Here is a 15777-nt window from a genome sequence, read left to right on the forward strand (position 1 = left end):
GCTGGGCTTGAACCAGCGACCCCCTGATTATGAGTCAGGTGCTACTAACCAACTGAGCTATAGGCCCCTCTCGTCCGTCCCGAGGGAACGGGATTTGAGAATGTGACTGCAAAAATATATTTTTACGGGGGAATATCCAAATTACGGGGACGCTCCGTCCCCATTCCGGAACACAGATTCTGACCGTTATGCAACTCAAACCTGCCATAGCCTCCGGCATCCGCAATCTCATTTTCGACTTCGGCGGCGTGCTGCTCGACATCGACATCCGCCGCACGGTCGAGGCATTCCGGCGGCTTGGCCTCGCCGGATTGAACCCGGCCGAGATTCATCCGCAGAACACCGGCATTTTTCTCGATCTCGAACTCGGCACTGTTTCCGAGGAGGCGTTCGTCGCCCGCCTGCAAAGCTGTGCGGCCGGGGGGCTTCCTGTGCCGACGCGCGAACAGCTGCTCAACGCCTGGAATGCGCTACTATTAGACTATGACTGGCGGAGGTTCGGGCTGCTCGACCGGCTGCGTGAAAGCGGCTACAAAGTTTTTCTGCTCAGCAATACCAACCGGCCTCACCGGGAATACTTCATCCGCAAGTTCGACCGCGAGAATCCGGCGGGGCGGCCGTTTGAAAGCTATTTCGACCGCTGTTTCTATTCGGATGTCATGCACCTGCGCAAACCCGATCCTGCAATCTACCGCACGGTGTTGCGGGAGGCGGGGATCGCGGCGGGGGAGACGTTGTTCATCGACGACAATCAGCCCAATACCGATGCGGCGGCGGAGTTGGGCATCCAGACCGTCCATCTTGTCCCGCCGGCAACGATCTTCGACTTATTCGCCTGACGGATGAAGACGCTAAGACAATAAACAGTAGGTTTATTTAGCATGGTGCCGTATGGGACTGTCGCTTTCTTGAAAGAAAGCGACGCAAAGAACTTTTGAGATAGCTGCGCTACTCCTTAGGCTCCGCAGTCCTCTTTCTTTGCATTGGTTCGGGGCGCGGGAATCGGGCCGATAAAGGTTAAACCTCATGATGTCGGCCCGATTCCCCGCACCCCGACAAATCGAAGACAAGGGTACCCGGCAGGCTCAAGAGATGCGTTAGCATCTCAGAAAGTTTTTCTGGTTCTCTTTGTTCACAAAGAGAACAGTTCTATACTGAACACGCACAATAAAATCTACCTTTATAGGTAATTCTTATACTCTATGAAAAAGCTGCCGATTTTCCTTATCCTGCTTGCCCTCGCCGGCGGTTGCGCTGTTTCGTCGCAGGCCGCGGGGCGCCCAGTTCCTGACGCCTTTCGGGGGAACTGGATCGACACCACGACCCGCCTTTGGGCGTTGAGTTTGCAGAACGACTTCGCCGTACTCGACGCCTCGTTCTGGGACTACGGCACGTGGAGCGGCAAGGGGCGGACAGCCACCGCCCGGCTGATCCGCGACGGTGGCGACACACGGAAGCTGCGGCTCGAGCTGCTGAACGACAGCACTTTGGTCATGCGGGAGGGAAAGACACGCTGCGTTCTGCGGCACGAAAGCCTCGCGACGGCCCGACTGCCTTTCACTGCGCCGCCGGACACCGTCCCGTTCCGCTCCGCTCCGTGGGTGAACGACAGCATCCGGGTTGAAGGCTTCATCGTGGGGTACAAACCGGGCGATGCGGTTTACCATTACTGGTCTCCAGCCTTGTTCGGGTTCGACAATCCCAATACGCCGATGAACACGGATTCGCTGGGGCGGTTCAGCGTCAGCATCCCGTCTACCCACGAACAGATACACATCGTCGGCACCAATGTGGCCGCCGGGCCGGGCGACCGGATTTTCATCGCTTACAGCAGCGAGGGGGAACGCCACTTGTTTATGGGCGACAATGCCCGCGTCAATCAGGAGTTGGATGCGCACTATTCGGGATCGGTCATCCGGCAATTCCTGTCGGAGAGCGATCCGGACGAACGCATCGACGATGCGATGAGCTGGCGGTTCGTGCATATATCAGCTCGTAATATCGCCCTGATTGCAACTGCAAACTATTGCTACGAACATAATCTTTCGTGCAAAACGCAACAGGCGATTCGTTCCGCCATCAAATTCGCGACGATTTCCGAAATCGCTTTGATGCCGGACAAACATCCTTACCTGGGTCTTCAGTACCGCTATTACCTGCCGGACTCGTGGGTGGATTACTCCGATCCGGAGCTTTTTTTCTACTCTGCCAATCACGCGCTGCTCTATTCGTTTCTCTTCCTTTGGCGGAGTTACACACTGATGCATGTAGCGGATTTGGCGGGATTTCGGGACAAAGATCGGGAGACATATTTGTATGCTCCTTACTTCAGTTCCCGCGATCCGAAACGATGGGAAGATTTCATGGAACGCAATCACTCGCGTATCGATTCGATCTATCAGGCCATGAACTCGGAAAAGTTCGTGCAACAAGCCATCATCATCGCGGACACGATGGTTCCGGCGGGAGGATTAAACCATGACATCGCTTTCGCACAGGGATTGGCAAAACTGTGGTCGGCGAATGAAGAAGTCTTTTCCGAGGAGGCGATGGCCTTGATCGACAGCGTACTCTGCGGGGCGCCGTTTCTGCGGGATACGCTGCGGGGATTGAACGACCGATACCGGATGCTGGCCGAACGGAACGCGGCACTGGAGATTCCGAAAGGGGAGATCGACAGCACGCTGTCGCAACCGGACTCCATTCTTGCCGCGATATTGCGGCCTTATGCGGGGCGGGCGGTTTATATGATTTTCATGGAGCCGGGCATGCCCGAGTTCGACAAAGAGCTACGGCACATACCGACTATCCGCGAGAAGTACAAAAACGCAGCCATCCGATTTATCTTCGTCTCGGACGGTCAGGCTCCGCTAAAATGGCGAAATACCATCGCCGAATATGGTCTTATAGGCGAACATACGGTGCATTACGAACTGACGTTGCCCCAGATACAGGCGTTGCTGCAGAAATATTGGAACGGCAGCGGATTTTTTCTCTTGTTCGACCGGTCGGGCAGGAGGGTGGCGGATACGGACGACCTGCGACCGTCGAATGAGAAGGCTTTGATCGAAAAGATCGACGAACTACTCGGCCGTTGAGTTTGCAACAGGTTCTTCGGCAAGTTCGGGCTTGCCGGTCGCCGCGGCGTTTTTTGCCGTCAGGTAGTCCCGCAGCGCCCGCGCCCGCTGCGCCCCGATCAGTTCCGCTATCTCCGCTTCCGGCGTGCGCGCCATGCGCGCCAGCGTCCGGTAACGCTTGAGCAGCCGGTCGATCGACGTGCGGCCCAATCCAGGCACCCCCTCCAACTCCGACTTCAGGAAGTTGATCGACCGCTTCTGGCGGTGGAACGTGATTCCGAAGCGGTGCGCCTCGTCGCGAATGTGCATCAGGATGCGCAGCGACTCGCCGGTCTTGTCCAGATAGTGCGGAAACGGGTCGCCCGGATAATAGACCTCCTCCATCCGCTTGGCCAGCCCGACGACCGAAACTTTCCCGCGCAGCCCCAACTTCTCCAGCGCGGTCAGGGCGAACGACAGCTGCCCTTTTCCCCCGTCGATCACGATCAAATCCGGCAGCGGTTGCCCTTCTTCCAGCAGCCGCCCGTAGCGCCGCCCCAGCACCTCTTCCATTGAGGCGAAGTCGTTGGCCCCGACCACCGTCTTGATGTTGAAATGGCGGTAGTCTTTCTTGCTGGGCCGCCCGTCGCGGAACACCACGCACGAGGCCACCGGATTCGTCCCCTGAATGTTCGAGTTGTCGAAACACTCGATATACCGCGGCTCGACCGGCAGCCTCAGGTCTTTCTGCATCTGGGCCATGATTCGGTCCGTATGCCGGTCGGGGTCGGTGCGTTCGATCTGCTTGAACTTTTCGAGCCGGGCCAGCTTGCAGTTTTTCTCGGCCAGCCGCAGCAGTTCCAACTTGTCGCCCCGCTGCGGCACGGTGAAACGCACGGTCGGAAACAGCCCCGCGTCGGGCAGCATCGGCACGATCACCTCCCGCGGTAAGGGCGTTCCTTCATCCCGCGCCGCCGCGAAAATCTGCCCCAGCGCAAAGGCCAGCAGCTCGTCCGGGCTTTCGTCCAGCCGGCCCCGCATTTCAAAAGTATAGGAGTGCACCACCGCCCCCCGGACGATCCGCATGTGGTTGCAGAACGAAGCCCTTTCGTCGTTCAGTACATAGACCACCTCCAGATTGGTCAGTGTGGCGCTGACGATCACCGAGCGGCTGCTGTACTCCTTCAACCGTTCGAGCCGCTCTTTCGCCTGCGCCGCCTGTTCAAAGTGCAGCCCCTCGGCTAACCGGGTCATCTCGGCGGTGAAATACTCTTCGGCCGGCCGCAAATCTCCCCGCAGGATATTCTTGGCGCCGGCGATGCTTTCGGCATAATCCTCCTCGCTCTGAAGCCCGACGCACGGCCCTCGGCAATTACCGATATGGTATTCCAAACAGACGGAGTAGGTTCCTTTGGCGATGGCCTGCGGGCTGAGGTTGAGTTTGCACGTCCGCAGCGGGTACAGCCCCCGGATCAGCTCCAGCACGGCGCGCTGCATCGTGATGGAAGAGTACGGCCCGAAGTATGCGGAGCCGTCTTTGACGAATTTCCGGGTCGAAAAGATCCTCGGGAACGGTTCGTTCCGGACGACGATCCACGGGTAGCTCTTGCTGTCCTTGAGCAGGATGTTGTACCGGGGCTGGAGCTCTTTGATGAGGTTGTTTTCGAGCAATAAGGCGTCCGCCTCGCTCCCCACGACGATGTGCCGCAGGTCGGCGATCTGGCGTACCATCACCTGCACTTTCCGGGTGTGGTCGGCGCGCGACACGAAGTAGGAGCTGACGCGGCGCTTGAGGTTCTTGGCTTTCCCGACGTAGATGATCGTCCCTTCGGCGTTGAGAAACTGATACACGCCGGGGCTGTCGGGCAGCAAGGACACTTTCTCCCGCACCTGTTGCCGTATGTTTTCTTCGTTGTTCATTTTCTCTCCCGTTACACGCAGACCGGCCCGTTTGCATAGATCATGCAGATCGGTTGAAGGCCAGGACATCCTTTTTTTCGCCGCCCGGCTGTCGGGCGGCGGCACCGAAAAGACCGCAGGCCGACACGAAAACGCCGGCCTGCCGCATCATACGTCACTCCAATCGGGCCCGGTTCATCGCCGCATCACCGGTCGGAGCACGAAATCGAATTCATAATCCCCATACGGCAGCAAATACTGCGGCAGCGGCCACGCCCCCCAGCTGTCCTCGCATCCGAGGCCCATCTGCCGCGAAGCGATATTGAGCGTCACGAAATCGCGTTTTTGGAGAGAGCCTGAGTGACGTTGATCCTTTCGTATCCCGTCATCCAAGTCTTCCATCGCATACGGCAGCGCCGAAGCCTCAAACGGCGCATCCGATTCCACCGCGATACCGTTTCCGTCGCGGTTCGTCAGCCGCCACCACCGCAGGTCGCTCTTGTTCCCGCTCTCCTGCGGCCGGATATAGCCCCAGTACTGGTCGTCCACCGATTGCGTATAGCGGCCTAATTTTGCCGCCCCCTGCCGGTCGATATAATTCTCCCACGGCCCCCTGCCGTAGAAGTCGATCGTCCGGAACGCCTCGGGCAAGGTCAGTTCCATCCCGAACCGGAACAGATGCGGCATTTTTTCCTGAGCAGGATCGGTCGTCAGCCGTTGCCGCACCCCGATCTCGCCCGCCCCGTTGATCGTGTAGTCGATCGTCAAGGTCGCGAACAGCTTCGGCAGCTCGAACACGCTCGTAATCAATATATTCCCGTCCGACAGCGTCGAATCTTTGAGCAATTTGAGGCGCATCTCCGGATTCTTCCACAGCGCGAAACGGTTTTGCAGCCCCGCCCCCATATCATTGTCCGTCGGCGCGCGCCAGAACATCGGCCTCAGCGCATACCCCGTCTCGATCAACTCCGTCCCGTCTACCGTATAATCTGTCAGCAGCCCCGTCCAGCGGTTGAAATAGGCTCGCACATCGCCCGCCGCCACAATAATCGCCCGCGTGTTCGGCACGATCTCCGGCCGCACGTTCTGCATCGCCGCCACCGTCGCATTCCAAGCCCCGTACGGCCGCACCGTCATCTGGTCGTAAGCTACCACCGTCCCCGCCGGCAGTATCCCGTCCTGCGCCTTCAGCACATATTCCACATCCAACAACAGTTCCCCCGCCGCCGAAGCCGGAATCGAATAACCCGGCAGCGCGATCTGCACCCGCTGCTGCGGCGCGACCTCCAAGTCGGCGACGATCCCCTGCCGCACGACAGTCCCATTGTCGCGCAGCCGCCACACCATATAGTACCGCGAGAGGTCGATGAAGAAGTTCTCGTTGTAGACCTCCACAATCCCCCGCTGCAAATCGACCGGCGCGGTCAGAATCGACCGCTGCACATACCCCGCCTCGTACATGTGCGGGTTCGGTTGCCGGTCCGGATTGATCAGGCCGTTGGAGTTGAAATTGTTGTCCGACACGGTATATTTCCCATAATCTCCCCCGTAGGTGTAGATCATGTTCCCCTCCTTGTCATACCCGCGCAAGGCCTGATCCACGAAATCCCAGATGAATCCCCCCTGCAGGTTCGGATAACGGCGGATCACCTCCCAATAGTCTCCGAACCCGCCGAGCGAGTTCCCCATCGCATGGGCATACTCGCACAGGATCACCGGCCTGCCGTCCACCCGCTTGTCGAGGTGCTGCCCCAGCCGCTCCATCTCGGCCACCCGGGTGTACATCGGACACCAGATGTCGCTGTAATGCGCCCCTGCCGTATCCCCGGCGTCCCAGATCGCCCGCTCGTACTGCACCGGCCGCGTCCGGTCGTAGCTTTTGATCCACTCGTACTCCTTGCGGAAGTTGTGTCCGTCGCCCGACTCGTTCCCCATCGACCAGAAGATCACCGACGGGTGGTTCTTGTCCCGGATCGCCATCCGCGACCCCCGCTCGATATGCGCCTGCTCGAACCGCCGGTCGCTCCCTAAGTTCTCCTTGCCGTAGCCCATCCCGTGCGCCTCGATATTGGCCTCGTCCACCAGGTAGATCCCGTAGCGGTCGCACAGCTCGTACCAGTACGGGTCGTTCGGGTAGTGCGATGTCCGCACGGCGTTGAAATTGAATCGTTTGAGGGTTTTGATGTCCCGGAGCATCGTCTCGCGCGGCACGTGATAGCCGTAGGTCGGGTCGATTTCATGCCGGTCGGCCCCCTTGAACAGCACCGGCTGCCCGTTGACTAATACTTGCGAATTTTTCACTTCGATCTTCCGGAATCCGACGTTGATCGGAATATATTCCCGCGCGGCATTCGTCCCATTCCCGACCGTGACGAGCAGCCGGTACAGTGTCGGTGTCTCCGCGCTCCACTTGTCCGGATTCGCAACCGGAATCTCCGCTTTGACCATTCCCCCCCTGCCGGGCCGAATCCCTTCCTCCGACACGATGGTGTCGCCTGCCGGAGAGAGTAAAGCCAGATCGACGCGGGTCGCCCCCGTCGCATGAACCACATCGGCGTCGATCGTCAGAACGGCGTCCCGGTATTGTTCGTCGAGGTCGGTCACGACGCGAATATCCCCCAATCTGGTCTGCGGCCTCGCATACAGATAAATCCCTCTCGCCACCCCGCTGAGCCGCCAGAAGTCCTGGTCTTCGAGCCAGCTCCCGTCGCTCCACCGAAAAACCTGAAAGGCGATCTTGTTCTCCCGCCCCGGCACCAAGTATTTCGTGAGGTCGAACTCGGCTCCGAGCTTGCTGTCCTCGCTGTACCCGACGAATTGGCCGTTCACCCACAGGTAGAGGTTCGAGGTCACCGATCCGAAGTGAATATAGACGGCATCGCCCCGCCACTCCGCAGGCACGACTACTTCCCGGATGTAGGAACCGACGTAGTTGTCCTGCGACGGAATGTGCGGCGGCACAGGCCGTTCGATATGGCTCCACGGATAGCCCGGATTGATGTACACCGGATCGCCGTAGCCGTTCACCTGCCAGATCCCCGGCACGGAAATGGTCTCCCATCCCGCCGAGTTGTAGTCGGTCTTGTAAAAATCGGTGGGCCGCTGGTCGGCGTTCTCGACGAAGAAGAATCGCCACTTGCCGTTCAATGACAAATAACGTTCCGAACGTTCCGGCTCGCCTTGGGCAGCCTTGTCGGCAGTCTCGTAGGCAAAGTAGGAGGCGCGCATCGGCGCCCGGTTGATCTGGTTCACCGCCGGGTCCTGCCACTCGCCGAAACTCTGCGCTTGCGCCGCTCCGCACGGGAACAGCACTCCCCCAGCGAGTGCCGCTATGCTCAAGAAAGCTCTTTTCATAAAAGTATAGGTTGGATGATTAGTTTTGCCTCTGTACTGCCCGGCCACCGAGCGGCCCCGCCTCTCACTGCGGACACCATCGCCACACTTCCGGCGTCCGGATACCCGGTTTCACCTCACCGTTGAAAAGCACGACGCCGCCCCCGCCATCCCCCCCGACGAACGTCGCTGCGCCCGCTCCCGCCCGCGCCGACTCCGACGCAACGGCATCGGAGAGCGACCATCGACGGGTCGTCGTGTTGAAAACCAGTATCCGATCGTTGAACCGATACCATTCCGGTTCGTGTTCCATGTATTCCCGCTGCGCCTGCCGTAGACTGTCGTTCTTCGGCGCTGAAGCCAATGCCCGCCCCCGCTGCAGAGCCGCCGTAAAGACCGAGGCATTCACCCCGCCGAAACAAACGATCGAGTCTTCGCCCCATGCCACCCCCGCGCCGCCCGCAGCCAGCAGCGGCAGCCCGTCTCCATCGACAGGCCCGGGCACAGCCTCCCACTTGTCGGTCGCCGGATCATACACGCAGCCTTCGCCGGCCACGAACTCCGGCCCCGCCGGATCATATCCGCCGAAAAGCCACACCCGCCCCGCCTGAGCAATCAGAACCGGCTGCACGCGCCGTCCGCCTCCCGGCCACAAAGTCCCCCGCCGCCAACCGTCCGTCGCGAAGTCATAGATACAGAAAGCCGTATCCCCCGCCACATAGAACCGCCCGTCCAAGTATGCCCCCGCGCAGTTGTCCATCGCCACCGGCAGCGGCGCCAGCCGACGGACACCGTCGCCGGTGAGCAGAAAGGTCCCGTCGGTCGGATGCCCGAGCGTGTCCGTCCCCCCTGCGCAAATCACCCCTTCCGGCGAAGATGCGGACGCCCCGTAAGCCAGCGGCTGCCCCAGCCGCCCCACGGAACGCCACGCATAAGTCGCGGTGTCTAAGCGGAAAATATCGGCATAGTACCGTTTCTTCCCTCCCTCCGCCGCCGGAGTGTCCGGGAAGTTGCACCCGCCGGCCACCACGATCCCCCCGCCGTCCCCCGCCGGCAGCTGCCCGATGAACGGGGCCGAAACGCCATACGCATATCCTTCCGCCCCCCCCTGAATGGATTGCAGCTGCTCCCATGCCTCTTCTTTGCCGCCGAGAAAGCCGCACGCGGTGCAAAATATCGCCGGAACGAGCGTCAGCCTAAGCCAAGGTGTCGAGAATCTCATGGCACAACGTATGGCATTTGATCATCATGCGCGGAATGTGGAACGGCCCTTTGAACATATTCCCCTTGGCCGGCTGCGCTACCGTTCCGTCGCGGTGCAGGTAGCCGTACCACTCTCCGTACCGCACATCGGGGAAGTGCCCGTAGGTGTATTCGCTGATCTCCCTGTGCATCCGCAGGTACCGTTCGTCACCGGTGCCTAAATAGGCATACAGCGTCGCAATGATCGCCTCCGTCTGCGGCCACCAGAATTTCATGTCCTGCGAGTAGTCCTGAGACGGGAATCCTTTGCAGTCGCGGAAGTTGATGATCCCCCCATAGGTGTCGTCCCAGCCCCATTCCCACGACCAGTCGAGGATCGTGAGGGCCGTCTCGGTCAAAGCCTTGTCCCACCCGCGGTATCGTGCCTCCTCTAACAAGAACCACGCCGTTTCGATGCAATGCCCCGGATTGATGATCCGCCCGGCCATCGAATCGAGAAACTCGCCGTTCGGCCCGACGGTCTCTAACACCGCCTTGAACTCCGGGTGCATGAAGTCTTTCCGTATCTCGGCGATCGACCGGTCGATCTGCTCCGTCAGCACCGGATCGTCGCCGATGGCTTCGCGTATTCTGGAAGCCGTGTTGATGAGGATCATCGTGAGCGAATGACCTTTTCCCACAAACCCTTCCCGGAACTTGGGCTCCAAAAATCCGGGGGTCGAACTCATGTGCTGAATCCGTTTGAACAGGTCGAACGCTTTCTTCCCGTAAGAGGTGTCCCCCGACGCAATCGAGTATTCCGACATGGCAATGGCGGCAAAGCACTCCGAAAAGAGGTACCGCCGCTTGCGCACAGGCGTGCCGTCCGCAGTAACCTCGAAGAACATGTGTCCGTCGCTGTCCGTACAGTGTCGTTCGATAAAGTCCAGCGTGCTTTTCGCCGCCGCGAGCCACTGCGGATTCCGTTCGATGTGGTTGCAGGCGAACGAGCAGATGAATGCGAACCGTCCCTGGAACCAAACTGACTTGTCGCTGTCCATCAGCGTCCCGTCCCGGTCCAGTGCGGTGAAAATCCCTCCGTGCTTCTTGTCCAGCCCGTGTTCCAACCAGAAAGGAAGTATGTTTTCGGTCAAATCGGCCCGATATTGGTCGGCCCAGTAGTTGAGGTATTTCCTTTTGTCCATCGCGAGGCTTAGAATTTATTGCAGCGGTTAAAGAAATCGATTGCTTCCAGCTCTTTCCGCATGGCCGTCTCTTCTTCCGGCGTCACATTGCGGAATGGGGTACGGTTCGGCCCCAAGTCCAGCCCGATCAGTTTCATGATCCGCTTGCCTCCCACGATATTCCCCCGGTAATTGCAAATCACGTTGATGACTGCCTGCGAGAAATTCTGCCGTTCGCGCGCCAGTTCCAAGTCGCCCGCCTCCCACGCTTCGATAATCCCCACCAATTCGCGCCCGTTGTAGTTCGTCGTGCCGCCGATCCCCCCTCGTGCGCCGCCCATAGCCAAACAAGGCAGAATGGTTTCATCCTGCCCGTGCAGCATGTCGAATTTCCCGTCTTTGTACAGCCGGCACTGGTTGTATTCGTACAGGCTTTCAAAGGTGTACTTGATCCCTGCGAAGTTCGGGATCCGTCCGTCCACCGCTTTCAGAAATTCGACCATCGAGAGGTAAGCTCCGTTGAATGCCGGAATGTGATAGAAATAGAATGGCAGCTTCGGTGCCCCCGCTGCGATCTCTTCGCAGTATTTGACCAATTCTTCGACCCGTCCGATTTTCGGAAACGGCGGCGCCATCGCGCCGATCCCCCACGCGCCGATCTTCTGCGCATGTTCTGCGAGGTGGAAACTCTGCCGCACGCAGGTGCTCCCCACGTGCACGATGACCTTGAATCCTTCCGGCGCTGCGGCCATCCACGCTTCGGCCAGCTGCATCCGTTCCTCTTCCGTGAGCATATATCCTTCGCCCGACGAGCCGTTGATGAATACTCCTTGCAGCCCGTTTTTCCGGAGCATCGCGGCATAAGCCGAAATCGGGCCGAGGTTGATGTCTCCGTTCGGGTGGAACGGTGTGAAAGGAGCGTCGATAAGGCCTTTGATTTTTTCCATGTGATTCATAATGGTTAGAGATGAATGTTCGACTATCGGTGTCCGGCGAACCGGACTGTTTCTCCAAAGATACCGATTTTCTCTGTTTTTCAAGACCGGGTGCCGCGAAAAGTTTTCATTCGGGAACCGGGAGGCGGAATCGACTTGTCGTCTCGCGCGTGAAAAATGGGATGGAGGTTGTGTTTGAAAAGGCTTCCGATATTTTCCCGATTGGGTTTGCGATCTTTAATCCGGGCTTTTTTCAATGTCGAGTTATGATTCCAGAAATGATTGATTAGGCGCTGCGAGGCCTTGAGGAAAAAGTAGGATTAATTATAGACTCTTGCAAACGTTTTTGCCCTGTTGTCGGCAATCTCACTATGACAGCCCGGAGCCGCTCCCGGCGGCTTGCGACGCTGCGCATCGCTTAGGCCGGAACTACCCCACCCGAGCCCCAAACCGACCAAGCAAACTCCAATAAAACGGCGTCCCCGAGTGGGGTGCCCCACTCAGGCCGGACGAAGCCGCCCCGCACAAAGCCTTCCAAAGAAACCTCAGCACGCCGCCGTCAGCCCCTCCAACGTCTCGCGCAAAGCCGACACCGAACGAACCCCGTTCACCGACAAAGATAACTTATTGTTCGATTGGTTGAGTTTGAACCTTTTCGGAGCCGCCGTCACCGCCTTCAGAATGGTCATAAAACGATCGCCCCGGTAGAACGCCGACTTCTCATCAGCCACGAAATAAAGCGTCGCCGCTCCGTTTTTCAGTACAATGCGCTCGATGCCATCCGCCTGCGCCACCCGCCGCAGCCTCACCACCTCGAACAACTCCTGCACCGGCGCAGGAGGCTCGCCGAAACGGTCGGTCAGCCGCTCGATGAACTGCTGCAAAGCCTCCTCCGTCCCGATGCCGTCCAGCTCGCGGTAGAGACGTATCTTCTCCGCCGTCGTACCGATGTAGCTGTCCGGCAGATGAGCCGACGAATCGGTTTCGATCACGCAGTCGATCGCCGCCGTGTCCGGTTCCAGTCCCTGCTCCTCGCGCAGCTCCGCCACCGCCTCCGCCATGATCTTCTGATACGTCTCGAAACCGATGTCCGCGATAAAACCGCTCTGCTCCGCCCCCAGAATATTTCCCGCTCCCCGGATGTCGAGATCCTGCATCGCGATATTGAACCCGCTCCCCAAGTCCGAAAACTCCTCCAACGCCCGCAGCCGCCGGTAAGCATCCGACGTCACCGCCTCCTCGGACGGGATCAGCAGATAACAGTACGCCTTGCGATTCGTCCGCCCCACGCGCCCCCGCAGCTGGTGCAAGTCCGACAGACCGAACATATGCGCCTGGTTGATGATAATGGTATTGGCATTCGGGATGTCGATCCCCGACTCGATGATCGTCGTGGCCAGCAGCACGTCGTACTCACCGTAGATGAAATCCATCATGATCTTCTCCAGCTCCACTGCCGGCATTTGCCCATGCCCTACCGCCACCCGCGCCCCCGGACAGAGCCGTTCGATCGTCTCCCGCATCCGCCCCAAAGTTTGCACCCGGTTGTGCAAAAAGAAAACCTGTCCGCCGCGCTGCAACTCTGTTTCGATCGCCTCGCGGATGATCTCCTCGTCGAAGACGTCCACCTCCGTCGCCACCGGCTGCCGGTTGGGCGGCGGGGTGTTGATGATCGACATGTCGCGCGCCCCCATCAGCGAAAACTGGAGCGTCCGCGGAATCGGCGTCGCGGTCAGGGTCAAGGTATCCACATTGGTTTTCAGATGCCGCAGCTTCTCCTTGTTGGCCACCCCGAACTTCTGCTCCTCGTCGATCACGAGCAACCCCAGATCCTTGAACCGCACATTCTTCCCCAGCAGCCTGTGCGTCCCGATAATGATGTCGATCTTGCCCGCAGCCAAATCATCGAGTATCTCGCGCGTCTGTTTCGCCGTCTTGACGCGGGAAAAGTTTTCGACCCGCACCGGAAAGTCCCTGAGCCGCCGCGAGAAAGTCCGGTAGTGCTGCAACGACAAGACCGTGGTCGGCACCAGCACCGCCACCTGCTTCCCGTCCGCAGCCGCCTTGAACGCCGCCCGGATCGCGATCTCGGTCTTCCCGAACCCCACGTCGCCGCAGATCAGCCGATCCATCGGCACAGGCTGCTCCATATCCTCCTTGACGGCCTGCGTGGCGCTCTGCTGGTCGGGCGTGTCCTCGTACAGGAACGACGCCTCTAATTCCTGCTGCAAAAAGCCGTCCGGCGAAAAGGCATACCCCTCGCTCGCTTTCCGCTTGGCGTACAGCGCGATCAGCTCGCGCGCAATATCCTTGACCTTGTTCTTGGTGGTCTGCTTGAGTTTCTGCCAAGCCCCCGATCCGAGCTTGTGCACTTTGGGTTCCGGCGCGTCCTTGTCTTTGTATTTACTGATCCGGTGCAGCGAATGGACATTGACGAACAGAATGTCGTTATCCTTGTAAACTAATTTGATAAATTCCTGCACCACCCCGTTGGTCGTGCTCCGCACCAGACCGCCGAACCGCCCCACTCCGTGGTCGATATGCACCACGAAGTCCCCCACCTGCAAGGCATTGAATTCGGCGATGGTCATGCTTTCGCGCCGGTCGATTTCGTTCGGCACGGTGTAGCGGTGGTAGCGGTCGAAAATCTGGTGGTCGGTGTACAGGGCCAGCTGCAAGGCCGGCAGTACGAAGCCGCCGTGCAGCGTGATCGGCACATGCCCGTACCCCACTGGTTCCAGCCCCACCGACTCGAAGACGTTTTCGATCCGTTCCATCTGGGCCCGGTTTTCGGTCAGGATATAGGTCGTCCGGCCCTCTTCGTTCCCTCGCCGGATGTCGGCGGCGAGCAGCTCGAAGTTTTTGTTGAACTGCGGCTGGGGCGATGCGCCGAAGTCTATATCGGCCCCCGCCGCCGGCCGTTCCGGAGCCTGGACGTTGAGGGCGATCCACCGCCAGCTGTCCGTCTCGGCCACGAACCGTTTCCGGCTGGTCACGAGGGTGTCGATCTCGGCCGGATCGGGCAGCTCGCCGAGCAATTTGGTCCGGATTCGGTCGAGTTTGTCGAGCAGCTGGATGGGGTTGTCGAGCCACAGGGTGGCCGGCGCTTCGCCCTGATCCCCGCCGCCGATGTATTCGGCCAACGAGACGCGTTTCTCGGCCAGCTCCGGATTCTTGAGATTCGGCACGATCTCGATTTCGTCGCGCGTCTCGGTGGAGAGCTGGGTGCCGACGTTGAACAGGCGGATCGATTCGATGTCGTCGCCGAAAAAGTCGATCCGGTAGGGTTTGTTGTCGCCGAATGAGAAGATGTCGATAATGCCGCCTCGTCTGGAATATTGACCGGGTTCACCGACGAAATCGACTCGCTCGAACCGATAGTCGGTCAGCTGCGTTTCGAGTTCGTCCATCGCGATCCGCTGCCCTTTCTTTATCCGGAGTATATTTTCGGCCAGCCGTTCCCGGTCGGCCACTTTCTCGACGAGTGCTTCCGGATAGGTGCATATCAGCAGCGGTTTCTCGGCCGCGCCGCGACTGGTTGCCAGGGCGGTCAGCACGGCGGTGCGCTGCACGATCCCGGCGGGGTCTTCGCGCTGGGTCTGTATGGAACGGCGGTAAGCGGTGGGATAGAACAGAATCTGTCCCTCGGTGGCCAGAGTGGGGTTCAGGTTGGTGAGGTCGTTGCACAGGTAGGAGGCTTCGTCGCGGTCGCCGGCCACGAGCAGGTGTATGCCGCCTTTCCGCCGGGCAATGATCCCGGCGACGATGGCGAGCAGCGAACCGGCCATCCCTTTGATGCGCAATGTCTTCTCTCTCGGGTATCGTCGCTCGAGCTCGCTCACGGCTTCGCTCTTCTCTATCCGCTGCACTAACTGATCTATGGTCATCCTGTATCTTTATCTGTTCGATTAATCTGTACCCTGCTGTGAGTGACTGTTCTTTCTTTGAAAAGAAAGAACCAAAGAAACTTTCAGATAGCTACGCTACTCCTTAGGCTCCGCAGTCCTCTTGCATTGCGTTTTCTTTGGGGTGTGGCAATAGCGGGCATAAAGCGTTATTTACCTAAGTGCCCGCTATTGCTCACACCCCAAAGAAAATCAAAGCCAAGGGCATCCGGCAGGCTCAAGAGATGCGTTAGCATCTCAGAAAGTTTTTCTGGTTCTCTTTGTTCACAAAGAGAACGGTACC

General features: G+C 59.2%; 8 protein-coding genes. 2 read left to right on the plus strand and 6 right to left on the minus strand.

Features of this window, described 5'->3' with window-relative positions; translation table 11 throughout:
- Window positions 1-188: 188 nt before the first annotated feature.
- Window positions 189-839 carry an HAD family phosphatase gene (locus Q0Z93_RS06595; RefSeq protein ID WP_298064015.1) on the plus strand — a complete coding sequence of 217 codons (651 nt, stop codon included), beginning with the start codon at window positions 189-191 and terminating at the stop codon, window positions 837-839.
- Between the two features lie 363 nt (window positions 840-1202).
- Window positions 1203-3098 (plus strand): hypothetical protein, encoded by a 1896-nt coding sequence (locus Q0Z93_RS06600; protein ID WP_298064016.1) that lies wholly within the window; start codon window positions 1203-1205, stop codon window positions 3096-3098.
- Here the strand turns inward: Q0Z93_RS06600 and uvrC are convergent.
- The 6 genes from uvrC to mfd form a co-directional block, all read right to left on the minus strand.
- A complete protein-coding gene (gene uvrC / locus Q0Z93_RS06605; RefSeq protein ID WP_298064019.1) occupies window positions 3084-4976 on the minus strand; it encodes an excinuclease ABC subunit UvrC in 1893 nt (630 codons plus the stop codon). The two genes, Q0Z93_RS06600 and uvrC, sit on opposite strands and share 15 nt — an antisense overlap.
- Window positions 4977-5150: 174 nt before the next feature.
- On the minus strand, window positions 5151-8309 hold the full coding sequence (locus tag Q0Z93_RS06610; RefSeq protein WP_298064023.1) for a glycoside hydrolase family 2 TIM barrel-domain containing protein: 3159 nt from the start codon (window positions 8307-8309) through the stop codon (window positions 5151-5153).
- Window positions 8310-8373: 64 nt separating this feature from the next.
- Window positions 8374-9510: a hypothetical protein gene (locus Q0Z93_RS06615; RefSeq protein ID WP_298064026.1), complete on the minus strand. Its 1137-nt coding sequence runs from the start codon at window positions 9508-9510 to the stop codon at window positions 8374-8376.
- On the minus strand, window positions 9485-10675 hold the full coding sequence (locus tag Q0Z93_RS06620) for an AGE family epimerase/isomerase (RefSeq protein ID WP_298064029.1): 1191 nt from the start codon (window positions 10673-10675) through the stop codon (window positions 9485-9487). The genes Q0Z93_RS06615 and Q0Z93_RS06620 overlap by 26 nt, the downstream gene beginning before the upstream one ends.
- A gap of 8 nt (window positions 10676-10683) precedes the next feature.
- Window positions 10684-11601: a dihydrodipicolinate synthase family protein gene (locus Q0Z93_RS06625; protein ID WP_298064037.1), complete on the minus strand. Its 918-nt coding sequence runs from the start codon at window positions 11599-11601 to the stop codon at window positions 10684-10686.
- Window positions 11602-12134: 533 nt separating this feature from the next.
- On the minus strand, window positions 12135-15476 hold the full coding sequence (gene mfd, locus Q0Z93_RS06630) for a transcription-repair coupling factor (RefSeq protein ID WP_298064041.1): 3342 nt from the start codon (window positions 15474-15476) through the stop codon (window positions 12135-12137).
- Between the last annotated feature and the right edge of the window lie 301 nt (window positions 15477-15777).

The organism is uncultured Rikenella sp. (assembly GCF_947628055.1).
Taxonomy (GTDB): domain Bacteria; phylum Bacteroidota; class Bacteroidia; order Bacteroidales; family Rikenellaceae; genus Rikenella.

Coding starts and splice junctions, on each gene's coding strand:
- Q0Z93_RS06600 (WP_298064016.1), top strand. CDS start 1,203: ATGAAAAAGCTGCCGATTTTCCTTATCCTGCTTGCCCTCGCCGGCGGT.
- uvrC (WP_298064019.1), bottom strand. CDS start 4,976: ATGAACAACGAAGAAAACATACGGCAACAGGTGCGGGAGAAAGTGTCC.
- Q0Z93_RS06620 (WP_298064029.1), bottom strand. CDS start 10,675: ATGGACAAAAGGAAATACCTCAACTACTGGGCCGACCAATATCGGGCC.
- Q0Z93_RS06615 (WP_298064026.1), bottom strand. CDS start 9,510: ATGAGATTCTCGACACCTTGGCTTAGGCTGACGCTCGTTCCGGCGATA.
- Q0Z93_RS06595 (WP_298064015.1), top strand. CDS start 189: ATGCAACTCAAACCTGCCATAGCCTCCGGCATCCGCAATCTCATTTTC.
- Q0Z93_RS06625 (WP_298064037.1), bottom strand. CDS start 11,601: ATGGAAAAAATCAAAGGCCTTATCGACGCTCCTTTCACACCGTTCCAC.
- mfd (WP_298064041.1), bottom strand. CDS start 15,476: ATGACCATAGATCAGTTAGTGCAGCGGATAGAGAAGAGCGAAGCCGTG.
- Q0Z93_RS06610 (WP_298064023.1), bottom strand. CDS start 8,309: ATGAAAAGAGCTTTCTTGAGCATAGCGGCACTCGCTGGGGGAGTGCTG.